Raw genomic sequence first — 26,250 nt, 5'->3', positions numbered from 1 at the left:
AGGAGCCGTAGAGAATTTCGAGAGCCTGAGCGAAGTGAGTGGTCTCGCGATGTGAATGGACAACGTAGTGACCCGTGAGCAGCGAGGGTCGAAGCGAACAGCGGAGCGAGAACAGACGGTAGCTTGCGCGAAATCGTCGCCATCGAATACGAGAGGGAAACCCCATGCCGAGGGCACCCGTAGACGGCCCCGTATGTCAACGAAGACTGGAGCCAGCGTTCAGTTGATTCGCAACGCCACTGTTCTCGTGAACGTTGGTGACGCGACGTTCCTCATCGATCCGATATTCTCACCGGCCGGTGAGAACCCGCCCGTATCGAATTCGCCAAACGACCGTCGAAACCCGCTCGTCCCGATGCCGGACGTCGACCTGTCCTACGACGCCGTGGTCGTCACGCACCGCCACCCCGACCACTGGGATGAGGCGGCAAAAGCGGAACTTGACGACGAGGTACCGCTGTTCTGTCAGCCCTCGGAGGCAGACGCCTTCGCTGAAGAGGGCGTTGCTGATGTGCGCCCAGTTGATGACGAGGTCTCGTTTGCGGGCGTCACCGTCCACCGGACACCCGGTCGGCACGGGCATGGGGAGTTAGCCGAGGAGATGGGGCCGGTTTCCGGGTTCGTCTTCGAAGCCGATGAGACGGTGTACGTTGCGGGCGACACGATCTGGTACGAGCCGGTCGAAGAAACGCTTGACCGGTTCGATCCGGATCTGGTCGTCCTCAATGGCGGCGAAGCACAGTTCGAGCAGGGCGATCCCATCACGATGGGCATCGAGGACGTCTCCGCCGTCCGTGACGCCACCGATGCCACGGTCGTCGTGGTGCATATGGAAGCGATTAACCACTGCTTGCTCACTCGCGAGGAGCTTCGGTCGGCGACAGAGGACGTCCACGTTCCTGAAGACGGCGAGCGCATTGACCTGTGAGATGAGAGTGCTCGACTGACGACAGGTGTCCGCTTCGGCTCTCGTCAGTTTGACCACGAATCTCTCTCTTCGCCCGAGCTTAGCAGTCCCACGGAGCGGCTGTTTCACTCCGCCTGGCGAATAAAGGGGACGTATCGGGGCAGCAGCCTGTTCCAAAACGACGCGCTCAGGGGAGCTCTCGCAGGCCGCCAAGCAGGTCTTCCAGGTCGGTGTCGGTGATCGCCAGCGAGAAGTCGTCGATGCGAGCGAGGTCCTGGGCGTGCTCCCAGACGGCCTCGTCGTCAAGCCCGTGCAGGATGACGGCGTTGGGCGTCGGCGAGACGACCCGGAGCGCGACCAGCGGCGACTCGCCGCGGGTCACGTTCGTGAACACGAGCGCGCGGTTGGTCGACTGGCCGTACAGCTGGTAGAACTCGTCGGAGGAGAGCCGCGTGATGGCGGCGATGGAGTTGATCACGGTGTGGCCCGCCACGGTGTCCTGGCTGCCGCGGAACAGCTCTGTCGCGTCGATGGCGTCGTAGACGCGCTCGACGCCGACGTTGGCCGAGTACTCCCGCAGGTCGTGGACCACGTCGCTGTCGAACCCGGCCGAGAGCACGCGGGCGTGCTGGCGGATGTGGTCGCCGCCGCGGTCCTCGTCGATATCGAGCAGCGCGACGACGAGCCGCCTGACGACGCCGATGCCGGGGTTGTCACGCCGGCCGCTTTCGTAGTCCGAGACCACGGACGGGGATACGTCGAGTTCGTCGGCGAGTTCGGTCTGTGCCACGTCGAAGTCAGTGCGCCACTTCCGCAGGGTCGCCCCCGGTTCGTCGCTCAGTGCCACCTCACCCGCCATCTTCTCCGCGAGATCCTCGCGTGCGCCCCCTGCCATTAGTTCACACGCTGGAGGGTCGCGAATAAAAGGGTATCGGAACCACAGGCGCTTACCGGCGAGCGGTCAGTTCGACTGCAGTAAGGACGCCGTTCGAGGGGGTGTGAACGACGCGCACCTCGATGCTGTCGCCCGGTTCGACGGTGCCGCCGCCAGCGTTCAGCTGAAAGGTGATCGTACGGCCGGCCGACCATCGCTGGCCGCCCGCGGCGATGACGCCGCCGACGCAGTAGTCGTAGACGACGTTGTCTGGGTCATCGGCGTTACTCGCTGAAAGCGCCGTCCCGGAGACCGGCAGGTCGACGAGGCGGGCGCGGGTGCCGGCGTCCGGAAGGCGGACAGCGACCTCGATCTCGTCCGCCGGGACCGAGTCGCCGCCGGCGTGTCGAATCACCACCGCGTTCTCACCGCAGCCGCCAGAAGGACCGGTGACGAAACTGCCCGTCGACCGGGCGACGGTAGGCGTCCGCTGGTCCAGTCCGGCAGTCGTATTCAGCGCATACCCGCCGACTGTCGCGGCCAGGAGGACGGTGACCGCGAGCATCAGAACGACGCCGATGACGGGGCTGACGCCGCGACGGCCGTGACTGGTGATGGGGAGGTCCACGCCTGTCGCTCTCTATGCCGCGCCTTCCGTCAAAAACCTCAGCAGCGAGTCCCTGCTACGATTCGTCGAGCGCGGTGGCGATTGCGGCTCCGACGGTCCCGAAGACGGCCGGGTAGACGACGCCGGCGAGGACGACCGCCGTCAGCAGCGTCGGTGCGCCCTGTCCCGGTTCGCCGGCGCTGACGGTGAACAGCACCGCCCCGAGGACCGCCAGCGGAAGATATCCAAGCACGACAGCGGGGCCGACGCGAACCGCGCGGCCGATGTCAGTCGTCCCGTCGATCCGAGCCGTCGCGATTCCCGCGGCCGTCAGCACTGCCGGCGGGAGCAGGTACAGGACCGCCGACAGCGACTCGTTCTCGGCGATGAAGTTGACCGCCGACGTGCCGCCGAGGAACGGAATGTTGACCGTGATCGTCGTCGTCACGAACTGGGCGTTGAAGAACACCCAGCCGACGATTTTCCAGGCCGCCCGGTCGTCGCCGAACGACTCGGCGATGTTCGTCAACAGGGCGTCCTGAACGGTGGAGATACTCAGGGCGTAGACGAGGATGTACGTCAGAACGAACGCCGCGGCACCGGCGAGGGCACCGACCGCGTAGCTCCGACGTGCTGTGTCACGCATGACGGTTAGCCCGCGGCCAGTGACGGGAATATGTCTTCTGGCTGGTAAGGGAAGTGCATAACTCAATGTCGACGACTGTAGTAGTAGGGACAACAGCGACAATTGTGGGTTCAGGCCTATTTCAGGGGAACTTTCTTTAGTATACCATCATCTAACTAAATATGTCTGAGGCGACGCTCGACGACCGCGGCCGCCTGACGCTCCCCAAAGAGTTGCGCGAGCGCTACGGTGACCGCTACCATATCGTCGAACTCCACGACGGAATCAAACTGGTTCCCGTTGCAGAGGAGCCGCTTGATGCACTCCGAGACGAGTTCGCAGATGTCGAAAAGACAGCGGATGAACTCCGTCAAGGAGCACGTGACGCGGCGCTAAATGAGGCCGGACGTTGAATGTACGTCGAGACTGATTTTTTGCTCGCCCTCATCAAGGACGAAGATTGGTTGGGTGATGCTGCCGAAGCAGTCTACCGGGACCACCGGGACGAACTGTGGACCTCACAGTTCACACTTATCGAACTCCTCATGGTCGCCTATCGGGAGGAGCGAGACACCGAGCGAGTCGTCACGAACGCTGCGGCGCTTGTAGAGGTGCGCGGTGACGTGGACACAGTGGTCGCAGCAGCGACGTACGTCGAGGACCACGGATTCACGCCCTTTGATGCGCTACATCTCGTCGAATCCGACGGCGATACAATTGTCTCCAGCGACGAGACGGACGAATCTGTCGCGCCGCATCTCGACCTCAAGACGGCGGACGGCGAGTAACGCTCCGCAACCACTAAACGCCGGTCGCGCCAATCACGATTCAATGGACTGGACGGAGAAGTACCGCCCGACGACGCTATCGGAGGTGCGGGGCAACGACAAGGCCCGCGACGCACTCAAGAAGTGGGCGGAGACGTGGGACGACCACCGCGAGGCGGTCATCCTCCACGGGTCCCCGGGCATCGGGAAGACCTCGGCCGCCCACGCGCTGGCAAACGATATGGGGTGGCCGACAATCGAACTCAACGCCAGCGACTCCCGGACGAAGGACGTCATCAATCGGGTGGCCGGCGAGGCGGCCAAGTCCGGGACACTGACCGCCGGCGGTGGCGGCCGCCGACTCGTCATCATGGACGAGGCGGACAACATCCACGGCAACGCCGACCGCGGCGGCGCGCGGGCCATTACGTCGCTGGTCAAGGAGGCCAGCCAGCCGATGATCCTCATCGCCAACGAGTACTACGAGATGTCGAACGGCCTCCGGAATAACTGCCAGGACATCGAGTTTCGCGACGTGTCGCCCCGTTCTATCGTCCCCGTCCTCCGCGATCTCTGTCGCCAGGAGGGCGTCGAGTACGAGTCCGACGCGCTGCAGGAACTCGCCGAGCAGAACAGCGGCGACCTGCGGGGCGCGGTCAAGGACCTCCAGGCCATCGCCGAGACGACAGAGCGGTTGACCGCCGACGACGTGGTGACCGGCGAGCGCGACACGACCGAGGGTATCTTCGAGTACCTCGATGTGGTACTCAAGGAGGCCGGCGCGCAGGAAGCCCTGGAGGCCAGTTACGACGTGGACGAGACGCCGGACGACCTCATCAACTGGATCGAGGACAACATGCCCAAGGACTACGAGGGGGCCGAACTGGCGCGGGCCTACGAGTTCCTCTCGAACGCCGACCAGTGGCTCGGCCGCGTCCGCGAGACACAGAACTACTCTTTCTGGCGGTACGCCGGCGACAACATGACCGCCGGCGTCGCCGCAGCGCGGGACGGGACCAAGGGCGGTTGGACCCGCTACGGCCCGCCAAGCTACTGGTCGAAGCTCGGTCGGTCGAAGGGAACCCGGAACACGCGGGACTACATCGCCCAGCAGATAGCCGCCATCGACGGCGTCTCGATGCGGACCGCCCGCCGGGAGATCATGCCCTTCCTCTCGACGATGACCCACCACTGCCGGAACCGCGACCTGACGGTGGCGATGGCGGCCACCTACGACCTTGACGCCGAGCACGTCTCGTTCGTCACCGGGTCGGGCAAGGACACGAACAAGGTGCAGGACATCGTCGCCGACGCCGAGGCACTCAAGGAGGAAGCCGCCGTCGAACACTCCGGCGGGGTTTTCGAGGGTGCGAGTGCGGAAGGCGGTGACGGAGAAAGCGATGCAGTTGACGATTCTGTCGATGCCGACGCTGGCGAAGAGAGCGGCGACCAGCAGGTAACGCTTGCGGCGGACGATGGCGCTGAATCCGACGCCGCCGGGGACGGCACCACTACCGGCGACGAGACAGAGTCCGCGAGCGAGGCAGCCGAAGACGACGACCAGCAGTCCGGCCTCTCTGACTTCATGTAGTCACCGGCCGGTCGTGCCGAGGCCGGGAATCGCGACCCGCTGTTCGACATACTCCATCAGGAGCGACGCCGAGATGACCAGCGCCAGGTACAGCAGGCCGGCGAGGACGAACAGCTCCGTGTACCGGTAAGTTTCGCTGGCGATGGCGTCGGTCCGCTCGAACAGTTCGCGGACGGTGATGAAACTCGCCAGCGACGAGTACTTGATGAGGTAGACGAGTTCGTTCGACCAGCCCGGAATCGCGTAGCGCAGACCCTGGGGCAGGACGACGTGCCGGATTCCATCGACCTTCGAGAGGCCGATTGAACGAGCGGCAGTGAGCTGGCCCTCCGGGACGGAGTTCAGCGCCGAACGGATGTACTCGGACTGGTAGGCCGCGCTGTTGAGCATGAACGCGATGACAGCCACCCAGAACGCCTGGGCGGGGATGAATCCGGTCCCGACCGTGGGGAGTTCGCGGATGACCGTCGTCAGCGGCGTCGCGAAGTAGAGGACGAACAGCTGGGCGAGCAGCGGCGTCCCGCGGAATAGTTCGGTGTAGCCCAGCGCAACCGAGCGAGTGGCGCTCCCGCCGTACACGCGGGCGACGCTGAGCGGGACGGCGATGACGAACCCGAGCGCGATACCCAGCACCGTCAGCAGTATCGTCGCCCACACGCCGGTCGCCAGCGGTGGCAGGTAGGGAATCGACGCCGCCAGGAACTCGAAGAAGCCGGCGACCCAGCCGACGGGGAACCCGACCGGACCGAGACTCGCCGCGAGACCGCCGAGCGCCGCTGCAGCCGCCTCAAACGGTGCAGTCGGGAAGAACGACGTGTTGCGCTCGATGAGCGCGCCGTCCAGCAGGAAGTCGTTCGTCCACCGCACGACGAGCCACATCCAGAAGACCGCGACGGTAAACAGTGTCAGCGGCTGGTCGGTCAGGCCGGCGGCACGGGCCCGAATCGTCCGGCCGGCGGTCGTGGACTCCGATGTTCCCATCGGTCACTCCCCCTCGTGGGTCGTCTCCAGGCGACTGAGGAACTCGCCGGTTCGGGCCGCCTGCGGGTTCTCGAACAGCTGTTTCGGCGGGCCGTGTTCGACGATACGCCCGTCGTCGAGGAAGATGATGTCCGACGCCGCCGACCGCGCGAACCCCATCTCGTGGCTGACGACGAGCATCGTGATGCCCTCGGCGGCGAGGTCGCGCATCACCTCGACCACTTCGCCGACGAGTTCCGGGTCGAGCGCGCTGGTCGGCTCGTCGAACAGCAGGAGCTTCGGGTCCATCGCGAGCGCACGGGCGATGCCGACCCGCTGTTTCTGGCCGCCCGAGAGTTCGGCGGGATAGGAGTCAGCCTGGTCTAACAGTCCGACCTGTTCGAGGTGTTCATAGCCCCGCTCTCGGGCCGCCTCTTTGTCCATACCACGGACCTTCCGCAGGCCGAGCGTGACGTTTCCGAGTGCCGTCAGATGGGCGAAGAGGTTGAAGTCCTGGAACACCATCCCCACTTGCTTTCGGAGTTCGTTCACGTCGGTGTCGGGGTCGGTGACGCAGTCGCCGTCGAGGTAGATGTCGCCGTCGTTGATCTCGGTGAGGCGGTTGACACAGCGCAGCATCGTCGACTTCCCGCTCCCGCTGGGGCCGATGACCACGTCGACGTCGCCGGCGTCCATTTCGAAGCTGATGCCGGAGAGCACCTGTTCCTCACCGTAGGACTTGTACACGTCGTCGAGTTCCAACAGCGGGTCGGTCACGCGCGCTCACCTCCGGGAATGCTGAAGTGGTCGTCGACGTAGTCGAGCGAGCGGTTCGTCACGAACGTGAGAACGAAGTAGATGAGGCTCACAGTCAGGAAAATCTCCAGTGCAGCCGTGCTTCGACCGCCCTGATAGAGGTTCTGTCCGACGGTCAGCAGTTCGCCGAGGCCGATGACGATGGCGATACTCGTGTCTTTCAGGACGATGGTGAACTCGTTTTGGAAGCCGGGGACGCTCCGGCGAAGCGCCTGTGGGACGACCACGCTGCGGATCGCCTGTAGCCGACCCATGCCGACGGCGCGAGCGGCTTCCAGTTGCCCCTCGTCGACGCTCTGGAGCGCGCCCCGGAAGATCTGTGACTGATAGGCGGCGCTCCGGAGACCAAGCGCGATGGTCGCCGTCACGAAGGCGCTGCTCGACACCGAGAGCCCGAAGAACAGCAGGATGATGATGACGAGCAGCGGCGTTCCGCGGAGGACGACGCCGGCCGTCTCGACGGCGCGTTTGAGCGGGCCGCGGCCGTACACCTCGACGGCTCCCGCCGGGAACCCGAGCAGAAAGCCCAGCAGGATGCTCGCCGCTGTCAGGGCGACCGTGACACCCGTGCCGACGAGTAGCAGGTCGAGGTTCCCGACGACGAACGCCCAGTCACTCTGCAACGGAAGGGGTGGCATCGGTTACTGCTGGCCGAACCACTTGTTCGTCAGGTCCTGGTAGGTGCTCCCGTCCTGTACCGTGGCCAGGCCGTCGTTGAGTGCCTGCGTGAACTCGTCGTCGCCCTCGCGGACGCCGAACCCGAAGTTCTCGCCCGTCTCGTACCTGAAGGCGATGGTGACCGGGCGCTGGGCGGCGAAGGTCTGAGCGACCGGCTCGTCGATGACGACCGCGTCGATGTTGCCGTTCTGGAGGTCCTCGACCGCTAACACGTAGTTGCCGTAGGAGTTGTAGTTTGACTCGTCGAGGTTGCCGGGTTCGATGAGCTCCGACTGAATCGTGCTCTCGCCGGTGGTCCCCTTCTGTGCACCGATGGGGCGTCCTGAGAGGTCCGACAGCGACGACGGCGAGAAGTCGCCGTCTTCACGGACGACAATCGCCTGGTTCGAACTGTAGTACGGATCGGTGAAGTCGATGGTCTCGTCGCGCTCGTCGTTGATAGTCATCCCCGCGGCGACCACGTCGATGTTCTCGTTTGTCAGCGCCGGAATCAGCGACTTGAACTCGAACTCCTCCCAGCCGGCCAGGGTGTAGTCGGTCTCGTCGACGACCGCCTCAAGTAGGTCGATATCAAACCCGACGAGTTCGCCGTCCTGCTTCATTTCGAACGGGGGGAAACCCGGTGCAGTTCCGGCAGTGATCTCGGTAGTGCCGTCATCACCGCCACTGCCACCGCCACCACCGAAACAGCCTGCGAGCGAGACAGTTACTGCAGTTCCACCGACCGTGGAGAGATACTGGCGTCGTGAAAGGCCGTCGTCTGACATAATCCCCACCACACGGCAGACCGGAATATATCTTACGTGTTAACCACAGGGGTGGTACACGTGTTCAATCGTCAGCGCGTGCCGTGTGCTGGCTGTCGGCCGATTGTACTGACGGGGACTCCGCCGTGTCGGTGTATGCCCATGCCGTCGCCGCAACCATCGCACCGAAGATGAGCTGTGCGGCCCCGTGGTGGAGCACCTGCGCCGTGGCACCGAAATTGAAGATGGTGTTCGCGCCGAGGAGGACCTGCACCGGGAGCACGACCGTGGCGACGCCTGTCGCGAGCTTGATCCGCCGGCTGTACTCACCGCGCCACGCGGCGATTGTCGAACCGAGGATTCCGAAGCCGGTAATCATTGCGACTAAACGGTGGAACCACTCGACGAAGCTCGCCCAGTTCGCGGGGAACAGCCCCATCCAGCCGTCACAGAACGGCCAGCGTGCCTCACAGGTCAGCCCGGCGCCGATAGCCCCGGTGTACACGCCAAGCAGGATGAGGGCGAACGTCAGCACCGTCGTCGTCGCCACCAGTCGGCGGAAACGGGTGGTCATACCTAGAGCTTCGGTTGCACGTACTTATGCTCTCTTTTCGCGACTTGCCGACGAGTACAATTATCTTTACTGATACTCTCGGAGTCATCTTTATCTACAGGTGTCATGGAATGGAACATAGCTACCTTATGTTCGAACAGATCCGCACCTACATCTACGGCCAGGGGTCCCGTTCCTCGGACGCTACGGCCCAACGGGCGGACGGAGGACTCGTCGCGAGCGACGGGCAGATTCGCTTTCTGACCGACGCTATTGACCCGGACTCGCCGCGACTCAGCGAGTGCTTCGACGACCCCGAGAGCGCCGCAATCGGGTCTCAACACGTCGAACGGCAGTTCGAACTCGATCCCGACGAGCTACGGGCGCTGATCGACGAGTACGAAGCCGCCGGAATCAGCCAGAGCGAGTTCGTCGCAACCCAGGGGTTCGTCACCGAATCGCTCGTCGAAGGTGCGTTCGATCAGCTTCGGGACGAACTCGGGCCGGAGGCACAGACCGCTATCGATTCTGTCGAAGCCGAACTCCAGGAGGGACTGGAAACGACCCAGTACGTCTCCCAGACCGGTGTCGACGCGTTCACCGGGTCCACGACGGACAGCGGCTCCGGCGCGGCACTCGACTACCACAGCGTGTTACATCACATCGGGACGCCGCTCTTTATTCTAGATACGAACGGCGACATCCTCACCTGGAACAGTTCGCTGGAGGAGCTCACCGGGGTCTCCGAATCCGAGGCCCAGGAGATGGAGATGGCGAGCATGGCGTTCTATCCGGACGGTCGACGCGGAAAGACGCTCGCCGACAAGGTCCTCGATGCACCGGAGACCACCCACACGGAGTACGACGTGCCGAAGGTCGAAGACGAGGAGTTCACGCTGTACCGCGATACGAGCGTGATGGCCGACCAGCACGGGAACGAACGCAATATCTCGTTCAGCGCCGCACCGATCTACGACGACGACGGCGAACTCATCGCAGTCGTCGAGATGGTCCAGGACCGGACCGACGAGGCCAATCGCCACGAGGCCGTGACGAGCCTGGTCGAAGAGGTCAAATCGACCATGGCTGCGCTCAAGAACGGCCGGCTCGACGCCCGGGCGTCGTTCGACCGGACCGACGGCGGCGAGTACGTCGACGACCAGCTGTACGAAGTCGTCGACTCGCTCAACGACATGGCCGAGCAGGTCGAGCAGTTGGCAGACCAGGTGGACGAACAGGCACAGCAACTCGCGGTGACCATTCAGCAGGCGAATTCGTCCGCCGAGACCGTCGAAAGCCGGGTGACCGAACAGACTGAGTCACTCACGAAGGCGGCCGACAACATCCAGAACATCGGGGCCGGGATGGAGGAAGTCGCTGCGACATCGAGCGAAGTAGCGTCGGCGGCGAAACGGGCGAAGGACGCCGCCGAAGACGGATCAGACGCCGGCGAGACAGTCATGGAGGTCACCGACGGCCTCACCGAGACGAGCGAAGACCTCGTCGACACCGTCACCGACCTCGACGACCAGATGGACGAAGTCAGCGAGATCGTCGAGATCATCGCCGACGTGGCAGAGCAGACGAATATGCTCGCGCTGAACGCCAACATCGAGGCGGCCCGGGCCGGCGAAAGCGGGAGCGGGTTCGCCGTCGTGGCCGACGAGGTGAAGACGCTCGCCAACGAGACGAGCGAGTACGCCTCCGAGATATCGACGAGTATCAACACCATTCAGGACCAGGCGACCCAGACGGCCGAGATGGTTGAGACGTCACACGAGCAGGTCGAGCACGCGGAGTCCGAGATCGCGGATGCGCTGGATGCGCTGGACGAGATATCCGACGCCGTCGAGGAAGCGACGAGGGGCATTCAGGAAGTCGCCGACGCCAACGACGATCAGGCGAGCGCTATCGAGGACGTGACTTCGATGGTCGAAGACGCGCAGAACCACGCCCAGGAGGCCGAAACGGCGACCAAGGAGATCGTCGAAGCCACCGACCGGCAGGAGGACGCTGTGACCGAGTTGACCGACCGAGTCGGCGAACTCACCAACACGAACTGAGACCCGAAGTCGGCCCATCACGGCGGTGTCCCGGCGACGGATGTTTTCCAATTGACGGGACACGCGCGGGCGAAAAACCGCCGCAAGCCGCCGATGTTCGACAAATGTCGTTGTACCGCTCGTCCGTTGACGGTAAACTTGTCTTTTTTACAGTTGGGTTCGACTTCGGGGTATGGGACTTGACGAGGACGCACTGGAGTACCACCGGAGTGAGCCGCCGGGGAAGATCGAGATCGCGACGACGAAACCGACGAACACCCAGCGAGACCTCTCGCTGGCGTACTCGCCCGGCGTGGCCGCACCGTGTAAGGAGATCGACGAAGACCCCGAGCGGGCCTTCGAGTACACCGCGAAGGGGAACCTCGTCGGCGTCGTCTCCGACGGGTCCGCCGTGCTCGGCCTCGGCGACATCGGCCCGGAAGCCGGGAAGCCGGTCATGGAAGGGAAAGGCGTACTGTTCAAGCGCTTCGCCGACATCGACGTGTTCGACGTGGAACTGGACACGGACGACGCCGAGGCGATGATACAGACGGTACAGGCGATGGAACCGACCTTCGGTGGCATCAACCTCGAAGACATCGCCGCCCCGGAGTGTTTCGAGGTCGAGCGCCGACTCAGCGAGGAACTCGACATCCCGGTGTTCCACGATGACCAACACGGGACCGCGATCATCTCCGGCGCGGCGATGGTCAACGCGGCCGACATCGCCGACAAGGAACTGGACGAACTGGATGTCGTCTTCTCCGGCGCAGGGGCCTCCGCTATCGCCTCGGCGAAGTTCTACGTCTCCCTGGGCGTCTCGAAGGACAACATCACGATGTGTGACTCCTCGGGGGTTATCACCGAGGAACGAGCGACTCACGAGGACCTCAACCGGTTCAAACAGGAGTTCGCCCGCGATATTCCGGAGGGGGACCTCGCCGACGCGATGGAGGGTGCCGACGTGTTCGTCGGGCTCTCCGTCGGCGGCATCGTCGATCAGGAGATGGTGCGGTCGATGGCCAGCGACCCGATCATCTTCGCGATGGCGAACCCGGACCCCGAGATCGCCTACGAGGACGCCAAATCCGCCCGCGACGACACGGTCATCATGGCGACCGGTCGGTCGGACTACCCGAATCAGGTCAACAACGTCCTCGGATTCCCGTTCATCTTCCGCGGCGCGCTCGACGTGCGAGCGACCGAAATCAACGAGGAGATGAAGGTGGCAGCGGCACGGGCACTGGCCAACCTCGCCAAACAGGACGTGCCCGACGAGGTCGTCAAGGCCTACGGCGATCAGCCGCTGCAGTTCGGCCCTGACTACATCATCCCGAAACCGCTGGACCCGCGGGTCCTGTTCGAGGTGACCCCCGCAGTCGCCGAGGCCGCCATCGAGAGCGGCGCGGCACGGACGGAAATCGATACGGAGGCCTACGTCGAGGAGCTCGAAGCGCGGCTGGGCAAGTCCCGCGAGATGATGCGCGTCGTGCTCAACAAGGCCAAGAGCGACCCCCAGCGGGTCGTACTCGCCGAGGGCCACGACGAGAAGATGATCCGCGCGGCCTACCAACTGGTCGAACAGGGCATCGCCGAACCGGTCCTCATCGGTGACGCCGACCGCATCGAGTCCACGCGCCGGAAGTTCGGCCTGGAGTTCGACCCCGCGGTCGTCGACCCCGAGACAGCCGACGTGGCCGACTACGCCGACCGCCTGTACGAAATCCGGCAGCGGAAAGGCATCACCCGCCGCGAGGCCGACGAACTCATCCGGGACGGGAACTACCTCGGCAGCGTGATGGTCGAGATGGGCGACGCCGACGCGATGCTGACCGGGCTCACCCACCACTACCCTTCGGCCCTGCGGCCGCCGCTGCAGGTCATCGGGACGGCCGACGACGCCGACTACGCGGCTGGCGTGTACATGCTGACGTTCAAGAACCGTGTCATCTTCTGTGCGGACACCACGGTCAATCAGGACCCCGACACGGACGTGCTGGAGGAGGTCACCCGTCACACCGGGGAACTGGCCCGTCGGTTCAACGTCGAACCGCGAGCGGCGATGCTGTCGTACTCGAACTTCGGCAGCGTCGACAACCCCGGAACGAAGAAGATCCGCCGGGCGGTCTCTCGCCTGCAGGACGACGACCGCGTCGACTTCCCGGTCGACGGCGAGATGCAGGCCGACACCGCCGTCGTCGAGGACATCCTGCAAGACACCTACGAGTTCTCCGAACTCGACGACCCCGCGAACGTCCTCGTGTTCCCCAACCTCGAAGCCGGGAACATCGGCTACAAACTCCTCCAGCGACTGGGCGGCGCTGAGGCCATCGGACCGATGCTCGTCGGCATGGACAAGCCGGTCCACGTCCTCCAGCGCGGCGACGAGGTCAAAGATATCGTGAACCTCGCGGGCGTCGCCGTCGTCGACGCACAGCAGGAGTAACCGACGCGAGCGTAGCGAGCGTTTTTCGCCGCCGAAAGACTCGCTGCCCTCGTCTTTCGAGCCCTCTTTCGCTCCGCTCACGAGAACCACGTTTTTCGAGGAGTGGTGTGCGAGTGCTGCGAGCACACCCGACGCTGAAAAAGGTGAGAGCGACATGGTGAACTTCGCGGGCGTCGCTGTCGTCGACGCTCAACAGGAGTAATCGACGCGACCGCCTTTTTCGGGCATCGACTACGGAACGCGCAGAGCGCGGTTCGTTCCGAAATCGGTTAAAAACTCAGCGTTCAGGCCTGTCGCCGGAACGCGATGTCACGTATCGCCTCGCCGTCGACCGCGGGTGGGTGGGTGAATGAAGAGCGCATCGATGACGGCCACTGCGCCGACGAGCGATGCGCCAGCGATTGCCGCCTGGATTGAGAGGCCCAGAACGACCGCGGCGACGAGCGTGAGGGCGAACACCGCGGGGATGACGGCGAGGACGAGGTCGTGCCGCGTCGGCGACTGACGCGGCAACAGTTGCTCGGCGTACTGTCCGCTGAAACCGTCCGGTCCGTTAGTTCTGGTACTCAACGTAGCTCACCTCCCACCGTATACTATCCTATTTCTAATACATAAAATTTGGTCTGTGTGACGTTCCCTGAACGTACGTGGTGACGGGGCTCATTATCTTCATAACTTATAGCGATTATCTGCTGTGAAACGCGACTGAAACAAAACGTCGAAGCCACTCGCTCCGATGGTTTCTACCCGTGGTTGTTGTTTCATACATATCCACAGCCACATGTGACAATGCAAACTGCTGTAGGCGTGTACTGAACGAGGAGTCGATGCGTCTACGCGGTGCTATCGGCGACGCTGGGAAAAATGCGATACCGCAGTCGGCGCGGCTGCCGGCTACGTTCCGTCAGTCAGATGCGCCGCCACGCTCCGCGCGTGACGGCGGCGGGACGCGTTCGTTTACGGTCGGCGCGTCAGGGAGGACACACCGGTCCGGCTCGCCGTTGACGTGTGCGTACTGGTCGGGTGCGTTCGCCAGCGGATGGGCGGGGTTACGGTCGCCGGAGATCCGTGCGGCACGGACCTCGCCGAACCCGTTGATACGAGCCTGGATTCCGCGCCAGTGCAGCCCTGTCGCCGGCGGGACCGACACGGAGTGTGGCGGGTCGTAGGCGGAGCCATGAGAGGCCAGCACCTCCGCGTTCACGTTCTCGGCGAGCTGGTCGTGGTCGATGAGCAGTCCGACGCGGGCGTTGGGCGGCGCCCGTCTCGCAAGCACGTCGAGTCCGAGATGGAGCGCCCGGTACTCCGCGACGTTATTGTCGGGGCAGGTGTCTGGGACTGACAGCCTGACGACGCGCTCACCGTCGAGAGTCTCGACGACGACACCCAGCCCGCCCGTCGGGCTGTCCGACCCGCTGTCGGGTGATGCCGTGCCGTTGTGGGGCCTGAACGACCCGTCTGTGGCAATGTAGAAGTCTCGATGGTGACTCCGCGGCGGGTGCGCGATGTGCGGCGTCGGTGATTCATCGAACAGGTCTCGAAGTGACGGCCGGCCGTAAGCGGCCATAGTTTCCGTTGGGTAAGCAGGGTATTAAATATATTCCCTCGATGGGGTCCTCGTCCCGGTACAGTGGTTTGGACGGGTTACTGGACAGACCACTTTCCATTTTAACCCTGTGTCCCACGCCGGATCTGTTAGCGGGTGAGAAAGAGTTATATCGACGTAGTTCCATGTTATCAATACACATGACTCCAACGAAAATTCGTGAACGACTCGAAGAGTCAGAGGGTCGGGTCGACAAGGAGCTGTTCGTCAGCGCGCTAGAGTACGTCCGGGACGACGGCCGTTCCCGTCGTTAACTGTATTTTTATTGTGGCTAGCGGAGGAGCACGGGGATAGCGAGCGGCGGGACTAGCGATTCAAGCGGCACCTGTCGGGCCACTCGGTGGAGCGGGTCAGTCGTCGGTGAGTTGCCAGCCGTCACCGGCCGATTCGACGACGCCGCGTCGTTCCATTTCGCTGGTTACCTCGCCCAGTCGGTTCGGCTGTGCGATTTCTAAATTCGTGCGGCTGACGCCGTGGTACTCCCGCAGTAGCTGGCGGATGTCGTCTTCGGTATGGGTCTGCTGGTCGCTCTTCGCCATCACGCCCGCGGTGAGTTCGATCATGTCTTCCACGAAGTTCCAGGGGTAGACGACCCAGGTCCACTCGTCGAGGCGTTCGCCGACGAACTCCGGCTCGTGGTCGCTGGTCTGGAGCAACTGGAGCGTCGCCGTCCGGACGCTGCTCGGGTTTCGGTCGCGGACGCACTCGGCGGCCGTCTCGATGGACTGGCCGGTGTCAGCGATGTCGTCGACGACCAGTACGTCCTTCCCCTCGACCGCGCCGTCGGCCAGCGGGTATTTGATCTGGGCCTCCTCACCTTTCGCCGCCGTGCCGACGTAGTGCTCGACTTTCAGACTCGCCAGGTCGTCCAAGCCGAGGAAGTCACAGAGACAGCGCCCGCCGAACCAGCCGCCCCGTGCCAGTGCGACGACCACGTCGGGCTCGAACTCCGCGGCTTTCACGTCGTCGGCCACGTCTCGACAGAGGCCGTAGATGTACTCCCAGTCGGTGATGGTACACGAGAACTCGTCCGGTAGCTCGCCCATACGAGATGGCGTGTGTGGCCGGACTTAACCGTTGCATATTCCGCATCAGTTGCCGAGCCCAGAACGGCCCGCTACGTGTCGGGGTCGCCCTTCCGGAACTCCCGCAGGAGGACCGTCGCGTAGCTCCCCTTCGGGAAGGAGAACGAGAACGTGAGGTCGGCGTTTTCTCGCTCAACACCGAGATCCGTCCGGAGCAGAATGGCCCGCCGCGTCCCGTCGCTGTCGAACGCGCCGGGGAGGTCGAAATCGCCCTGCTCGAGGCCGACGTCGTCGAGGACTTCACGGGCGATGTCGCCCGGCTCGCCGCTGCCGAGTTCGGTGTCGGTCCCGACCAGCGGCGCGGTGACGAACGCTCGGCCGCGCTCGCAGTGGCGCTCGACGGTCGACAGCCGCTCGGCAGTGACCTGCTGGGTGCGGTCGGCGTCCGGAATCGGGAAGTCCTCGGGCGCGTCGCTGTCCCGGAAACAGACCACGTCGCCCTCGACGGGTCGGTCGAAGGGGAGCCCACGGTCCAGCCGTTCCGAGAGGATCCGATTGAACACGTAGGACTGGGCGGCGTTGACGAACAGCGACTGGAGGTTCGACGGCAGCGCCTCCAGCGCCTCGCGGAAGTCCGCCGGCTCGTCGCCTCCGTTCTCGACCAGCCGGTGACAGATGGAGCGTTCGTAGCCCAGCGCGCCGGGTAGCTTGTCCAGCGCGCCGGCCCAGTCGTGGGTTTCGTCGACGTACGCGCGGGCCTCCTGCGTCGACTCCGGTTCGCGCTTGTTCGGGTTCCCGACGTAGGCGAGGACCGCCTCTTCCCACTCGCCGCGGGCGATTGCCAGCCCGACCTCGTGGGTGACCGGCCGGCGCGATCCGAACCGCTGCTGGCCGAAGTAGTTGGGCACACCGACCGTCGTTTCGCCGTCCGGCAGTGTGGGATCGCTAGAGCGGTCTTCGCCCGATAGCGGGTCGTCCCCGCTGGCGAACGCACGCAGGTCAGCCACCACGCTGGCGGCGTTATCGGTGTTCTCGGTGTCCCGGACGACGATCTCGAAGGCGTTGCCCGCCAGGTCGCCGAAGAGGATGGGGCGGCCGGCGCGGCCGATAACCTCGATGTCCGTGCCGCCGATCTCCGGCAGGTCCTCGGCCGCGACACCCTTCACTGAGAACAGTTGGGTCGTGACCGCACGCTTGTCCTTCGTCCCCGCCCACGACACCCGCTCGCGGGAGATGCCCAGCCTGTCGGAGAGTTTGCTGGCGAAGTCGTTGGTCTCCCAGTTGCGAAGCTCCGCCCGGAAGACGAGATGCGGATACGCCCCGGTGTCGGCGTCGACCGGCTCGGTGTCGAACGCCTCCAGTTCCCGCACGCGGAAATCCGCGGGCGACGAGCGGAGGCGGCCGCCCACCCCGTCGGCGTCGCTGACGTAGTACTCCATACCGACCGCCCGCTCGATTGGGTGGGCCTCTCGCATTGACTGAATGTTTGCGGGTCGGCGCTTAGGGTTGGCGCTTGCGGGCTCGGCACCCTCCCGCACCACTGCCGATACCTAGTGTTATCACGGCACACATACTACCTGTGAGTAGGTCGTGGCTATGCGGGCGACCGGAGAGCACCACGATGCCAAAGCTAGCATGTAAGAGCTGTGGACGGGAGATAACGTTCGACAGGGACGGCCAGGAGTCCCGCGCACCGATGCGGTACTGTCCACGCTGTGGCGACGAGTTCCCGCCCCGCGACGAGTGGTAGGCACAGCACGGCGGTTTATTTGTAGGCCTCGAACTCCCTGCCGAAGGCGATGAAGTAGGCCACACCGACGAGGCCGACGACCGTAGCGACGCCGAAGGCCAGTTCCGGACCGGCCTGTATGACGACATCGCCGACGGGCACTGCCCACTCGCTCCCGTAGAGCCAGCCGCCGAGCGCGGCGCTCGGGATGACCAGCGTGTTCCGAAGCAGGTAGTACGTCCCGGTGACGCGGCCGCCGGTGTCCTGTTCCGCCGGGCCGACGATGAGCGCCTTGTGGGCGGGCAGGCCGGCAAAGCGCAGGCCGGAGAACGCGAACAGCAACACCAGCACCCACTGGTTCCCCGGGGCGAAGATGAGCAGGAGCGGGAAGACGGCGTAGACCAGAAAGCCGAGCGCGACGGCGGGCTTGAGGCCGGCCCACTCGGTGAGCTTTGCGACGGGAGCCATCGAGAGGATGGCGACGACCATCTCGACGCCGAGCAGGACGCCGAAGAAGGCGTCGGGCCGTAGCTCCACGCCAAAGCCGGTGAACCCCACCGAGAGAAATTCCGTGACCACGATGACAAAAAACACGTACACCATACCGTTGGCGAAGCGGACGAACGTATCGGCGACCAGAAGCGGTCGGAGCGTCGGCGGCATCGTCCGCAGATCAGCGAGTATCTGGTCGATACCTTCGAAGGACTTCCCGAGCGTGTCCTCGCTCGCGTCGTAGAGGAAGTGCTGGGCGACGGTGGCGACGAGGCCACAGGCCAGCGCGACCAGGAGCACCCGCTGGAACCCATCGACGAAGGTTGCGGTCGTCGCGAGCAGCGCCGCGGCGGCGAGCGGCCCGAGTAGGAAGCCGAGGCGGCGGAACATCTCCGTACTGGCAAACCCCATCGCCAGCCGCCCCGGCGGGACGCTCTGCTTGACGATGGCGAAGGTCGCACCCAGCCCGAAGGACTTCCAGGCCTGTGCGAGAAAGAGGCCGACGAACACGAGCGTCCAGGCCGGCAGCGTCGTCGCGCCGAGCGTGATGTCGCCGACGACCGAGGCGAGATACCAGATGCCGAAACCGACCGTCGCAAGCGTCGCGAAAGCGGTCAGCGCCAGCCGCGAACCGATGCGGTCCGACACCGCGCCCCCGGGGTAGGGGTACACCGCGCTGATGAGGTTCCCGACGCTCCCGTACAGGCCGATGACGCCGGCGCTGGCCCCCAAAATACGCATGTACTCGGGGATATAGCGGCTGGTCATCTGGAACGCGAGGCTGAACGCTAGCATGGACAGCGACAGCACGAGCACGTCCCGCTCCAGCGCGAAGAACTGCCGGAAGGAGTCGAGCAGGTCCACGTCCTCCTCGGCTCCCGTCTCGGTTGCCATTATCCGAGTGCAGTTTCCCCAACAACTTAACGCTCGAAGAAGGGGCAATGAGCCATAGCTGTCCCGCCGGGCCCCTGCTCAGTACGGGAGCACGAACAGGACGACCGCCAGGAATGGTGTGAGAGCGAGCATCATCGCGATGGCGTAGCCGAACATCTCCCGGGCCTTGATGCGGGTGATAGCGAGCAACGGCAGCGCCCAGAAGGGGTTCAAGAGGTTCGTGTGGGCGTCGCCGACGGCGTATGCCATCGTCGCCTGGCCGGCCGGGACCCCAAGATTCTGAGCGGCTTCGAGAATCGGCGGGCCGAGGATGATCCACTCGCCGCCGCCGGAGGGGGCGAAGATGTTGACTGTCGCACCGGCGAGCCAGGCGATGACCGGGAACGTCTGGGGCGTGGACAGCGAGATGAGCCCGCCCGCCATCAACTGCGCCAGCCCGGAGGTGGCCATCATCCCCTGGATGCCGGCGAAGAACGGAAAGAGCAACACGATGCCCGACGCAGCGGTCGCCGCCTCGCCGAACTTCTCCCGGTAGGTCTGTGGGTCCATGTAGATGAAGATGCCAATCGTCAGGAAGCCGAAGTTGACGATGTTCAGTCCGAGCGCGTCGATGCCGGACTGGACGAACTGTGAGGCGACCAGCGCGATGCCGGTCAGGCCGATAATTCCCCCGAGAACGCGGCTGTGGTTGATGCGCTCGGCCGGGACCTGTTGGGAGGTCGCAGTCGCTTCCACGCCACCGTCGCTCGCGGACTCGAACAGGTCGTCTTCGGGGATGTAGTGCGTGATGCCCCGTGCCTGGTCGCCGGTCGGCGTGATGACGTAGAGGACGACGAGGGCGTAGGCTATCGAGAGGCCGGTCAGAATGAGGCCGTAGGGGTGGAAGATGGTCTCCGAGGCGGAGACGACGACGTCGATGACGCCCTGCTGGATGAACTCGTTGCCCTCGGTTGCGAGGAGGAGCGGCGCGGACCCGGACAGCCCCCAGTGCCAGGTGAGGCCGAGACCGAGATAGCCGGCCACACAGAGGACCGGATAGTGGACGGCGATGCCGTTTTCGTGGGCTGTCTTGCCCATCTCCCTGGCGAAGATCGCACCGAGGATGAGGCTCAATCCCCAGTGAATCCAGCCAAGCAGCATCGTCAGCAGGCCGACGAGAACGACCGCCTGTTTCCCGGTGTTGGGAATCTCCGTCAGTCGGCGGATGCCGGCGTTGATACGCGGATGGTACGCTACGACGAAGCCCGTCATCAGAATGAGGACCATCTGCATCGAGAACGTCAGGAAGGCCCAGAAGCCGTCGTACCAGAACCCGACCATCTCGACGGGGCCGGAGCCGGTGAGGCCGACGCCGGCCAGGAACACGACGTAGCTGAGGATGAGCGCGAACAGGAACGGGCTGGGCATCCACCGTTCTACCCACGCGGAGAGTCGATAGCCGATACGTTCGAGGGTAGTCTCACCTGTGTTACCAGCCGACATACTGTTACCACCTCCTCGCGAATATATCATAAAAGTTTGCTACTATTATGACAGTTCTGTGCTGATCACCGTCGCGCCGCGGCGGCACCGCGACTTAATGTCCGAACCAGCTCTGACGGATGATTTTATTCCGAGTGCACAGCAAGCTAGAGTATGACATATCGAATCGTCGTCTCGGACACCAAAGTGATGAACAGGGAGACACGGGCGGCGGTGCTGAACGCGGTCGACGCGACCGTCGAAACGACAGGGGCGAAAGAGCCAGCGGCCGTCGCACGCGCAGTGGAAGGCGCGGATGCGCTGATCGTCGACGCCGGGACGCAGGTCACGGCAGAGGTCATCGCCGCCGCCGATTCGCTCAAAGTGGTGGGCCGGGCCGGCATCGGCGTGGACAACATCGACGTGCGGGCGGCGGTCGCGGCCGGCGTGACAGTCGTCAACGTCCCCGAGTACTCCGTCGAGGAGGTGTCGACCCACGCGTTCGCGCTCATGCTCGCCTGCCTGCGGAAGATACCGACGTTCGACCGGTCGGTCAAGCGTGGCGAGTGGGAGTGGGCAGCCGGACAGCCGATGCATCGCCTCGCCGGCAACACCGTCGGCCTCGTCGCCTTCGGCAAGCTCGCCAGCCGGTTCGCCGCGAAGCTCCGGGGTTTCGACGTCGATGTCGTCGCCTACGACCCGTACGTTCCCGAGTACCGGATGGGCGACCTCGGCGTCGAGTCGGTCACGTTCGAGACGCTGCTGGCCGATTCCGACATCGTCTCGCTGCACGCGCCGCTGACCGACGAGACGCGAGGGATGGTTGATGCGGACGCGCTCGACCGAATGCGCGAGGACGCACTGCTCGTGAACACGGCCAGGGGTGGGCTCGTCGACGAGACGGCGCTGTACGACGCGCTCGTCAGCGGGAGCCTCGGCGGGGCCGGGCTGGACGTGCGCGAGTCGGAACCACCCGGGGAGTCGGCGCTACACGACCTCGACAGCGTCGTCTGTAGCCCCCACGTCGCGTGGTACTCCGAGGAGTCCCGGGTCGAGCTGACACAGACCGTCGCCGAAGACGTCGTCCGGGTACTGCGGGGCGAGGAGCCAGAGAATCCTATCGACCCCGAAACCGGCTGGTTCTGACGGTCTCAGCGGCCGAGACAGTTTACGTGTCGGCTCCGTCGAGGAGTTCGACCGCGAGTTCGGCGGCCTCGACCGCCGACTCGCCGAACACGTAGGTTATCGGTTCGATGCCGAACGCGCCGCTGTGGTAGATAACGCGGGGGACGTCGCAGCGTTCGCGGAAGGCCGCTTCGAGCCGTTCGTCCCGATCCTCGTAGCCGGCGTCGAACTCCAGCGGGTCGATGCCCCGTTCGCGGGCGGCATCGAGGAGCGCCTCGTCGGTCGTCAGATTGAGCGCCGCTCGGCGCGAGGAGTCGACCGCCATCGCGGCCAGTATCGTCCGTGCTACGTGTTCCGACGCGCCGAACTCGGGGTTCGACGGAACGTTGACCCGCCCCCGCAGATCGTGAATCCGGCCGGGGACCGCCGCCACGTCGAGCGCGTCCTCGGCGTCCGGCAGCGCCATGCCGACGTTCATCCCCACGTTCGGGATGGCGTCGACGACGACGGCGCTGTCCGCCAGCAGTCGCGTGGCTCGCCGGACCGACGACAGCACGGCCCGTTCCTCCAGCACCGCGGTGTCTGTCCCCCGAACGCAGAGGTCACAGCCCATCCCCTGCAGTGCCGGCATCTCCTCTTCGTGGACCGCACAGATCGGCCCCCGATCCTCGAACTCACGGACCAGGGCGAGCAGTTCGCCCAGCACCGCGTACTCGTCCATCTCGCCCGCGGCCAGCCCGTCGGCGATTCGCTCGATAGTCTGTTGCATCCGGGCGTCCTCACGGAACCGCTCCTCGATGGTGACCGACCCGCTGGCGTACTTGCTCACTGCGGCCTGTGTCACCCCGAGCTGGTCTGCGATATCCTGCTGAGTCCACCCCTTCTGGTCGAGTTCCGTGGCAAGCATCGCCCGGGCCGTCGGGAGAAATCGCTCGACCACGATTTCGCTCGGCAACTGCAGTGTCATTGCCAGACATGAGGGGCGTGGTTCGTTTAGCAGTTGGGACTACGAAAGATGCGGTCGACTGCATAGACGGGTGCAGACAGGCAAAAAGCTCCGAGACGGTCAGATCCCGCGGCTCGCTTTGCGCGTCACTCATCGCCCGAATACAACCTGGTTGTATTAGCAGAATATAATACGCCGGGGCGTGTTGTATCGACTACCAATGGCGTTCAGCGACCACCTGCTCGACATCGGTGAGGACATCTGGGACGCACAGAAGGACCACCCGTTCGTCCGCGAGTTGGCCGACGGGACGCTCGACGAGGCAGCGTTCGAACACTGGGTGAAACAGGACTACCGGTACCTGCAGGACTACGCGCGGCTGTTCGCGCTCGCCGGCGCGACGGCAAACGACGAGTCGACGATGACGCACCTGCTCGGGGTCGCCCATCAGGTGCTCGACACCGAGATGGACCTCCACCGGGAGTTCGCGGCGGAGTACGGTATCTCGGAGCGGGAACTGGAGTCGACGGCAAAAGCCCCGACCTGCCTGGCGTACACGAACTTCCTCGTCCGGACAGCCTACGAGGGCCACGAGGCGGAGATCGCTGCCGCGCTATACCCTTGCATGCAGGGTTACCTCGACGTGGCCGAACACATGGCCGACCTGGCCGACGGCGAGCACCGGTACACGCCCTTTATCGAGATGTACACCAGCGACGATTTCCGCGAGGCGACGGGCTGGTGTCGGGCGTACGTCGACCGCTGTGGCGAGCGCTATTCCGGGCAACGCGACGCCATGGAGAACGCATTTCTGACGAGCGCGAAGCTCGAACACCGGTTCTGGGAGATGGCCTACACGCAGGAGGGGTGGGAGCTATGACGACGGCCGAAACGTACTCGGCGTACGCCGACCGCGTCACGGACCCCCGATTCACCGAGTGGCTTCGCGAGCGGAGCCAGCCGACCTGGGACGCCGCCGTCGAGCACCGCTTTGTCGAGGAACTCGGAGCCGGCACGCTTGACGAGGACGTATTCGCGGCGTATCTGGTGCAGGACTACGCCTTCGTCGACGAACTCGTCGGGGCGTTCGGCCACGCGGTCGGGCAGGCCCCAGACATGGCCGCCAAACGGCGGCTTGTGGAGTTTCTCGATACCGTGACCGACGAGGAAGACGACTACTTCGAGCGCTCGTTCGACGCGCTGGGTGTCGCAGACGAGCGCTGGCAGGACCCCGAGCCGACGCCGGCGACGGCAGCGTTCATCGACCTGCTCGGTCGCGCCGCCCGGGAGGGCGGCTACGCCGAGACGCTGGCCGTGCTCGTCCCCGCTGAGTGGATATACGAATCGTGGGCGACGGCGGCCGCGGAAACACACGGCGACCCGAACAGCGACGGCCTCCCCAGCGCGGGGATGGGGCTGCCGTTCTACTTCGCCGAGTGGGTGGACCTCCACGCCGTCGACTCCTTCGTCGCGTTCGTCGACTGGCTCCGGGGCGAACTCGACGCCGTCGGGCCGACGCTTTCGCCCCGCCGGGAGGCCCGCGTCGCGTCGTTGTTCGACCGCACGGTCACACTCGAACAGCGGTTCTTCGAGACGGCCTGCGAGAACCCCCAAGCGACAGTCGACAGCGAGGTGAGCCCGTAGATGGTCTCCTCCGCTGTCGTTCTCGCCCTGACCGCGGCGACCGTCCTGGTGTTCACCGGCGTCGGCCTGCTCGCCGCTCGCGGCCGCATCGACTCGGTGGAGACGTACATCTCGGCCCGCGACTCGGCCGGCAGCGGGACTCTCGCCGCGACGGTCATCGCGTCGATGATGGGCGTCTGGATTCTGCTGAGCCCCGCCGAGGCCGGGGCCGCCTTCGGCGGGCTGCCTGCCGTGCTGGGCTACGCCATCGGCAGCGCGATTCCGCTCATCCTCTTTGTCCCGGTCGGCGCTCGCATCCGCGAGGTGATGCCCGCGGGCCACTCGCTGACGGAGTTCGCCTACGCCCGCTTTGGCTCCGGGATGTATCTGCTCGTCCTCCTCGTCTCGGTGTTCTACATGTTCATCTTCCTCGCCGCGGAGATGACCGGCATCGCCGGCGCGCTCGCGCTCGTCGCAGACGTGCCGCTCTGGCAGACCTCGCTACTCATCGGCGGCTTCGTCCTCGTCTACACGACCTACGGCGGCCTGCTCGCCAGCATCGTCACCGACACTGTCCAGACGCTGATCATCCTCCCGCTCTTAGCCGTCGGTTTCGGCGGCGCGCTTCTCTCGCTGGGCGGCGCGAGCGAGCTCCACGCGACGGTGGTGTCTGCCGACCCGACGCTGCTCGACCCGGGGTTCGGTCCCGGTCTGGAGTTCGGACTGTACGTCGCCTTCGCTCTCCTCGGCGCGAACATGCTAAACCAGGGCGTCTGGCAGCGGGTGTACGCCGCCGACGGCGAGCGCGCCTTGCGGCGTGGAATGGGTATCGCCGCCGTCGTCGTCGTGCCGATGCTCCTGCTCGCCGGCCTGTTCGGCATCGCCGCCGCGGGGCTGGGCCTCACAGAATCCGGCTCGGCGAGCATCGCCTTCTTCCTCGTGCTGGCGGAGGCGTTCCCGACGTGGGTGACCCTCGCCATCGTCGTCCTCGCGGTGCTCTTGGTGATGAGTTCGGCCGACACGATGTTCAACGCTATTGCCAGCGTCGTCACCGCCGACCTCGCCCGACTGCTCGACGACCCCGACCAGCGGACCCTGTGGCTCGGCGGCCGCGGGCTGACCGTCGCTGTCGCGCTCGCCGCGATTTTCATCGGCGCACAGGGGTACAGCGTCCTCCAGTTGTTCCTGACCGCCGACCTGCTGGCCGCCGGTGTCTTCGTGCCCTTCCTCGCCGGTCTCTACACCGAGCGGCTCACCGGGCCGGGTGCGTTAGTCTCCGGCATTGCGGGGCTACTTGTCGGGTTCGCCTACTTCCCGTCGCTCCGTGGCCTCGTCGCCGCCGTGCCAGGCGTCGGGAGTATGCTGCCAGCGCCGTCGTTCCTCATTGCTTTCGCCGGCGCGACGCTCGTCTCGGCCGCCCTCACCGTGGTTGCGACGCTTCTCGGCGGGGCCGACGCCGACCTCGAAAGCCTCGGGCGGGAGGTCCGCGCGCTCGACGATCCGGTGGCTGACGGGGGGTCCGAGCAATGACTCTACCAGCCGTCCTCCCCCTCGCCGCGCTCGGGTCAACCGCGTTCGCGGCGCTGGCCTGGGGGTCGATTCTGCTCGTGCTCGCCGTCTTCCTCGCCGTCGGCTGGCTTGTTCTGACCGAGTAGCCCGACCACGGTGAAAGCCTGAAGATGAGATTTTCATGGTAACAAGACACATACTTATCATGATGGGGTGCGGAGCATCGCA

27 protein-coding genes are annotated in these 26,250 nt (G+C 64.9%); 12 read left to right on the top strand and 15 right to left on the bottom strand.

The genetic code is table 11. From position 1 onward, the window contains the following. Nucleotides 1-193 precede the first annotated feature (193 nt). Nucleotides 194-928: an MBL fold metallo-hydrolase gene (locus ACOZ4H_RS06185; protein WP_424328465.1), complete on the top strand. Its 735-nt coding sequence runs from the start codon at nucleotides 194-196 to the stop codon at nucleotides 926-928. Nucleotides 929-1,094: 166 nt separating this feature from the next. Here ACOZ4H_RS06185 and ACOZ4H_RS06180 read toward each other — a convergent pair whose 3' ends face one another. The 3 genes from ACOZ4H_RS06180 to ACOZ4H_RS06170 form a co-directional block, all read right to left on the bottom strand. Further along, nucleotides 1,095-1,802 (bottom strand): helix-turn-helix domain-containing protein, encoded by a 708-nt coding sequence (locus tag ACOZ4H_RS06180; RefSeq protein ID WP_424328464.1) that lies wholly within the window; start codon nucleotides 1,800-1,802, stop codon nucleotides 1,095-1,097. 52 nt (nucleotides 1,803-1,854) lie between these two features. After that, the gene (locus tag ACOZ4H_RS06175) at nucleotides 1,855-2,397 is read right to left on the bottom strand and encodes a type IV pilin (protein WP_424330346.1); all 543 of its coding nucleotides are present in this window, start codon (nucleotides 2,395-2,397) and stop codon (nucleotides 1,855-1,857) included. Nucleotides 2,398-2,464: 67 nt separating this feature from the next. Next, a complete protein-coding gene (locus ACOZ4H_RS06170) occupies nucleotides 2,465-3,034 on the bottom strand; it encodes a hypothetical protein (protein ID WP_424328463.1) in 570 nt (189 codons plus the stop codon). A 161-nt stretch (nucleotides 3,035-3,195) separates the two neighbouring features. On the opposite strand from ACOZ4H_RS06170, the gene ACOZ4H_RS06165 reads away from it, so the two are divergent. From ACOZ4H_RS06165 to ACOZ4H_RS06155, 3 genes are read left to right on the top strand one after another with little or no spacing between them, the layout of a single operon-like run. Next, complete coding sequence (locus ACOZ4H_RS06165) at nucleotides 3,196-3,426, top strand: AbrB/MazE/SpoVT family DNA-binding domain-containing protein (RefSeq protein WP_424328462.1); 231 nt, start codon at nucleotides 3,196-3,198, stop codon at nucleotides 3,424-3,426. Next, on the top strand, nucleotides 3,427-3,801 hold the full coding sequence (locus ACOZ4H_RS06160) for a type II toxin-antitoxin system VapC family toxin (protein ID WP_424328461.1): 375 nt from the start codon (nucleotides 3,427-3,429) through the stop codon (nucleotides 3,799-3,801). Nucleotides 3,802-3,844: 43 nt separating this feature from the next. Next, a complete protein-coding gene (locus tag ACOZ4H_RS06155) occupies nucleotides 3,845-5,371 on the top strand; it encodes a replication factor C large subunit (RefSeq protein WP_424328460.1) in 1,527 nt (508 codons plus the stop codon). Here ACOZ4H_RS06155 and ACOZ4H_RS06150 read toward each other — a convergent pair whose 3' ends face one another. The 5 genes from ACOZ4H_RS06150 to ACOZ4H_RS06130 all read right to left on the bottom strand — a co-directional run bounded on the left by ACOZ4H_RS06150 (nucleotide 5,372) and on the right by ACOZ4H_RS06130 (nucleotide 9,145). After that, on the bottom strand, nucleotides 5,372-6,352 hold the full coding sequence (locus tag ACOZ4H_RS06150; protein WP_424328459.1) for an amino acid ABC transporter permease: 981 nt from the start codon (nucleotides 6,350-6,352) through the stop codon (nucleotides 5,372-5,374). A gap of 3 nt (nucleotides 6,353-6,355) precedes the next feature. Continuing rightward, entirely contained in the window at nucleotides 6,356-7,108 is a 753-nt protein-coding gene (locus ACOZ4H_RS06145) for an amino acid ABC transporter ATP-binding protein (protein ID WP_424328458.1), read from the bottom strand. Next, entirely contained in the window at nucleotides 7,105-7,785 is a 681-nt protein-coding gene (locus tag ACOZ4H_RS06140; RefSeq protein WP_424328457.1) for an amino acid ABC transporter permease, read from the bottom strand. The genes ACOZ4H_RS06145 and ACOZ4H_RS06140 overlap by 4 nt, the downstream gene beginning before the upstream one ends. Before the next feature lie 3 nt (nucleotides 7,786-7,788). Continuing rightward, complete coding sequence (locus ACOZ4H_RS06135; protein ID WP_424328456.1) at nucleotides 7,789-8,592, bottom strand: basic amino acid ABC transporter substrate-binding protein; 804 nt, start codon at nucleotides 8,590-8,592, stop codon at nucleotides 7,789-7,791. A gap of 64 nt (nucleotides 8,593-8,656) precedes the next feature. Next, nucleotides 8,657-9,145 carry a COX15/CtaA family protein gene (locus tag ACOZ4H_RS06130; protein ID WP_014040985.1) on the bottom strand — a complete coding sequence of 163 codons (489 nt, stop codon included), beginning with the start codon at nucleotides 9,143-9,145 and terminating at the stop codon, nucleotides 8,657-8,659. A gap of 128 nt (nucleotides 9,146-9,273) precedes the next feature. Here ACOZ4H_RS06130 and ACOZ4H_RS06125 point away from each other — a divergent pair, with 128 nt between their 5' ends. Further along, nucleotides 9,274-11,187 carry a methyl-accepting chemotaxis protein gene (locus tag ACOZ4H_RS06125; RefSeq protein WP_424330345.1) on the top strand — a complete coding sequence of 638 codons (1,914 nt, stop codon included), beginning with the start codon at nucleotides 9,274-9,276 and terminating at the stop codon, nucleotides 11,185-11,187. Nucleotides 11,188-11,359: 172 nt separating this feature from the next. Beyond that, on the top strand, nucleotides 11,360-13,612 hold the full coding sequence (locus ACOZ4H_RS06120; RefSeq protein WP_424328455.1) for an NADP-dependent malic enzyme: 2,253 nt from the start codon (nucleotides 11,360-11,362) through the stop codon (nucleotides 13,610-13,612). A 309-nt stretch (nucleotides 13,613-13,921) separates the two neighbouring features. Here the strand turns inward: ACOZ4H_RS06120 and ACOZ4H_RS06115 are convergent, their stop codons facing one another. The 4 genes from ACOZ4H_RS06115 to truD all read right to left on the bottom strand — a co-directional run bounded on the left by ACOZ4H_RS06115 (nucleotide 13,922) and on the right by truD (nucleotide 17,718). Continuing rightward, nucleotides 13,922-14,182 (bottom strand): hypothetical protein, encoded by a 261-nt coding sequence (locus ACOZ4H_RS06115; RefSeq protein ID WP_424328454.1) that lies wholly within the window; start codon nucleotides 14,180-14,182, stop codon nucleotides 13,922-13,924. A gap of 334 nt (nucleotides 14,183-14,516) precedes the next feature. Then, nucleotides 14,517-15,179, bottom strand: coding sequence for a ribonuclease H (locus ACOZ4H_RS06110; protein WP_424328453.1), 663 nt, complete (start codon nucleotides 15,177-15,179; stop codon nucleotides 14,517-14,519). Nucleotides 15,180-15,568: 389 nt separating this feature from the next. Next, complete coding sequence (locus ACOZ4H_RS06105) at nucleotides 15,569-16,264, bottom strand: phosphoribosyltransferase (RefSeq protein WP_424328452.1); 696 nt, start codon at nucleotides 16,262-16,264, stop codon at nucleotides 15,569-15,571. A 71-nt stretch (nucleotides 16,265-16,335) separates the two neighbouring features. Continuing rightward, nucleotides 16,336-17,718: a tRNA pseudouridine(13) synthase TruD gene (gene truD / locus ACOZ4H_RS06100; protein ID WP_424328451.1), complete on the bottom strand. Its 1,383-nt coding sequence runs from the start codon at nucleotides 17,716-17,718 to the stop codon at nucleotides 16,336-16,338. A gap of 146 nt (nucleotides 17,719-17,864) precedes the next feature. Here truD and ACOZ4H_RS06095 point away from each other — a divergent pair, with 146 nt between their 5' ends. After that, on the top strand, nucleotides 17,865-17,993 hold the full coding sequence (locus ACOZ4H_RS06095; protein WP_312619959.1) for a hypothetical protein: 129 nt from the start codon (nucleotides 17,865-17,867) through the stop codon (nucleotides 17,991-17,993). A gap of 15 nt (nucleotides 17,994-18,008) precedes the next feature. Here ACOZ4H_RS06095 and ACOZ4H_RS06090 read toward each other — a convergent pair whose 3' ends face one another. After that, nucleotides 18,009-19,358, bottom strand: a complete 1,350-nt coding sequence (locus ACOZ4H_RS06090) for an MFS transporter (protein ID WP_424328450.1) — start codon at nucleotides 19,356-19,358, stop codon at nucleotides 18,009-18,011. 78 nt (nucleotides 19,359-19,436) lie between these two features. Beyond that, nucleotides 19,437-20,840, bottom strand: coding sequence for a short-chain fatty acid transporter (locus ACOZ4H_RS06085; RefSeq protein WP_424328449.1), 1,404 nt, complete (start codon nucleotides 20,838-20,840; stop codon nucleotides 19,437-19,439). A gap of 153 nt (nucleotides 20,841-20,993) precedes the next feature. Between ACOZ4H_RS06085 and ACOZ4H_RS06080 the strand changes: the two genes are divergently transcribed. Beyond that, nucleotides 20,994-21,965 carry a C-terminal binding protein gene (locus ACOZ4H_RS06080; RefSeq protein WP_424328448.1) on the top strand — a complete coding sequence of 324 codons (972 nt, stop codon included), beginning with the start codon at nucleotides 20,994-20,996 and terminating at the stop codon, nucleotides 21,963-21,965. A 22-nt stretch (nucleotides 21,966-21,987) separates the two neighbouring features. On the opposite strand, the gene ACOZ4H_RS06075 is transcribed toward ACOZ4H_RS06080, so the two are convergent. Beyond that, nucleotides 21,988-22,911 carry a thiamine-phosphate synthase family protein gene (locus tag ACOZ4H_RS06075; protein WP_424328447.1) on the bottom strand — a complete coding sequence of 308 codons (924 nt, stop codon included), beginning with the start codon at nucleotides 22,909-22,911 and terminating at the stop codon, nucleotides 21,988-21,990. A gap of 199 nt (nucleotides 22,912-23,110) precedes the next feature. Here ACOZ4H_RS06075 and tenA point away from each other — a divergent pair, with 199 nt between their 5' ends. The 4 genes from tenA to ACOZ4H_RS06055 are packed head-to-tail and all read left to right on the top strand — an operon-like array spanning nucleotide 23,111 to nucleotide 26,168. Then, the gene (gene tenA / locus ACOZ4H_RS06070; RefSeq protein ID WP_424328446.1) at nucleotides 23,111-23,770 is read left to right on the top strand and encodes a thiaminase II; all 660 of its coding nucleotides are present in this window, start codon (nucleotides 23,111-23,113) and stop codon (nucleotides 23,768-23,770) included. Then, nucleotides 23,767-24,534, top strand: coding sequence for a TenA family protein (locus ACOZ4H_RS06065; RefSeq protein ID WP_424328445.1), 768 nt, complete (start codon nucleotides 23,767-23,769; stop codon nucleotides 24,532-24,534). Before tenA ends, ACOZ4H_RS06065 begins: the two co-directional genes overlap by 4 nt. Next, nucleotides 24,535-26,043, top strand: coding sequence for a sodium:solute symporter family protein (locus ACOZ4H_RS06060; RefSeq protein ID WP_424328444.1), 1,509 nt, complete (start codon nucleotides 24,535-24,537; stop codon nucleotides 26,041-26,043). Then, entirely contained in the window at nucleotides 26,040-26,168 is a 129-nt protein-coding gene (locus ACOZ4H_RS06055) for a hypothetical protein (protein WP_004957827.1), read from the top strand. The genes ACOZ4H_RS06060 and ACOZ4H_RS06055 overlap by 4 nt, the downstream gene beginning before the upstream one ends. Nucleotides 26,169-26,250: the final 82 nt, after the last annotated feature.

This window comes from Haloarcula amylolytica (genome assembly GCF_049705545.1).
Taxonomy (GTDB): Archaea; Halobacteriota; Halobacteria; order Halobacteriales; family Haloarculaceae; genus Haloarcula; species Haloarcula amylolytica_B.
The sequence above is the reverse complement of the archived record's forward strand: the minus strand, read 5'-3'. Positions and strand labels throughout refer to the sequence as shown.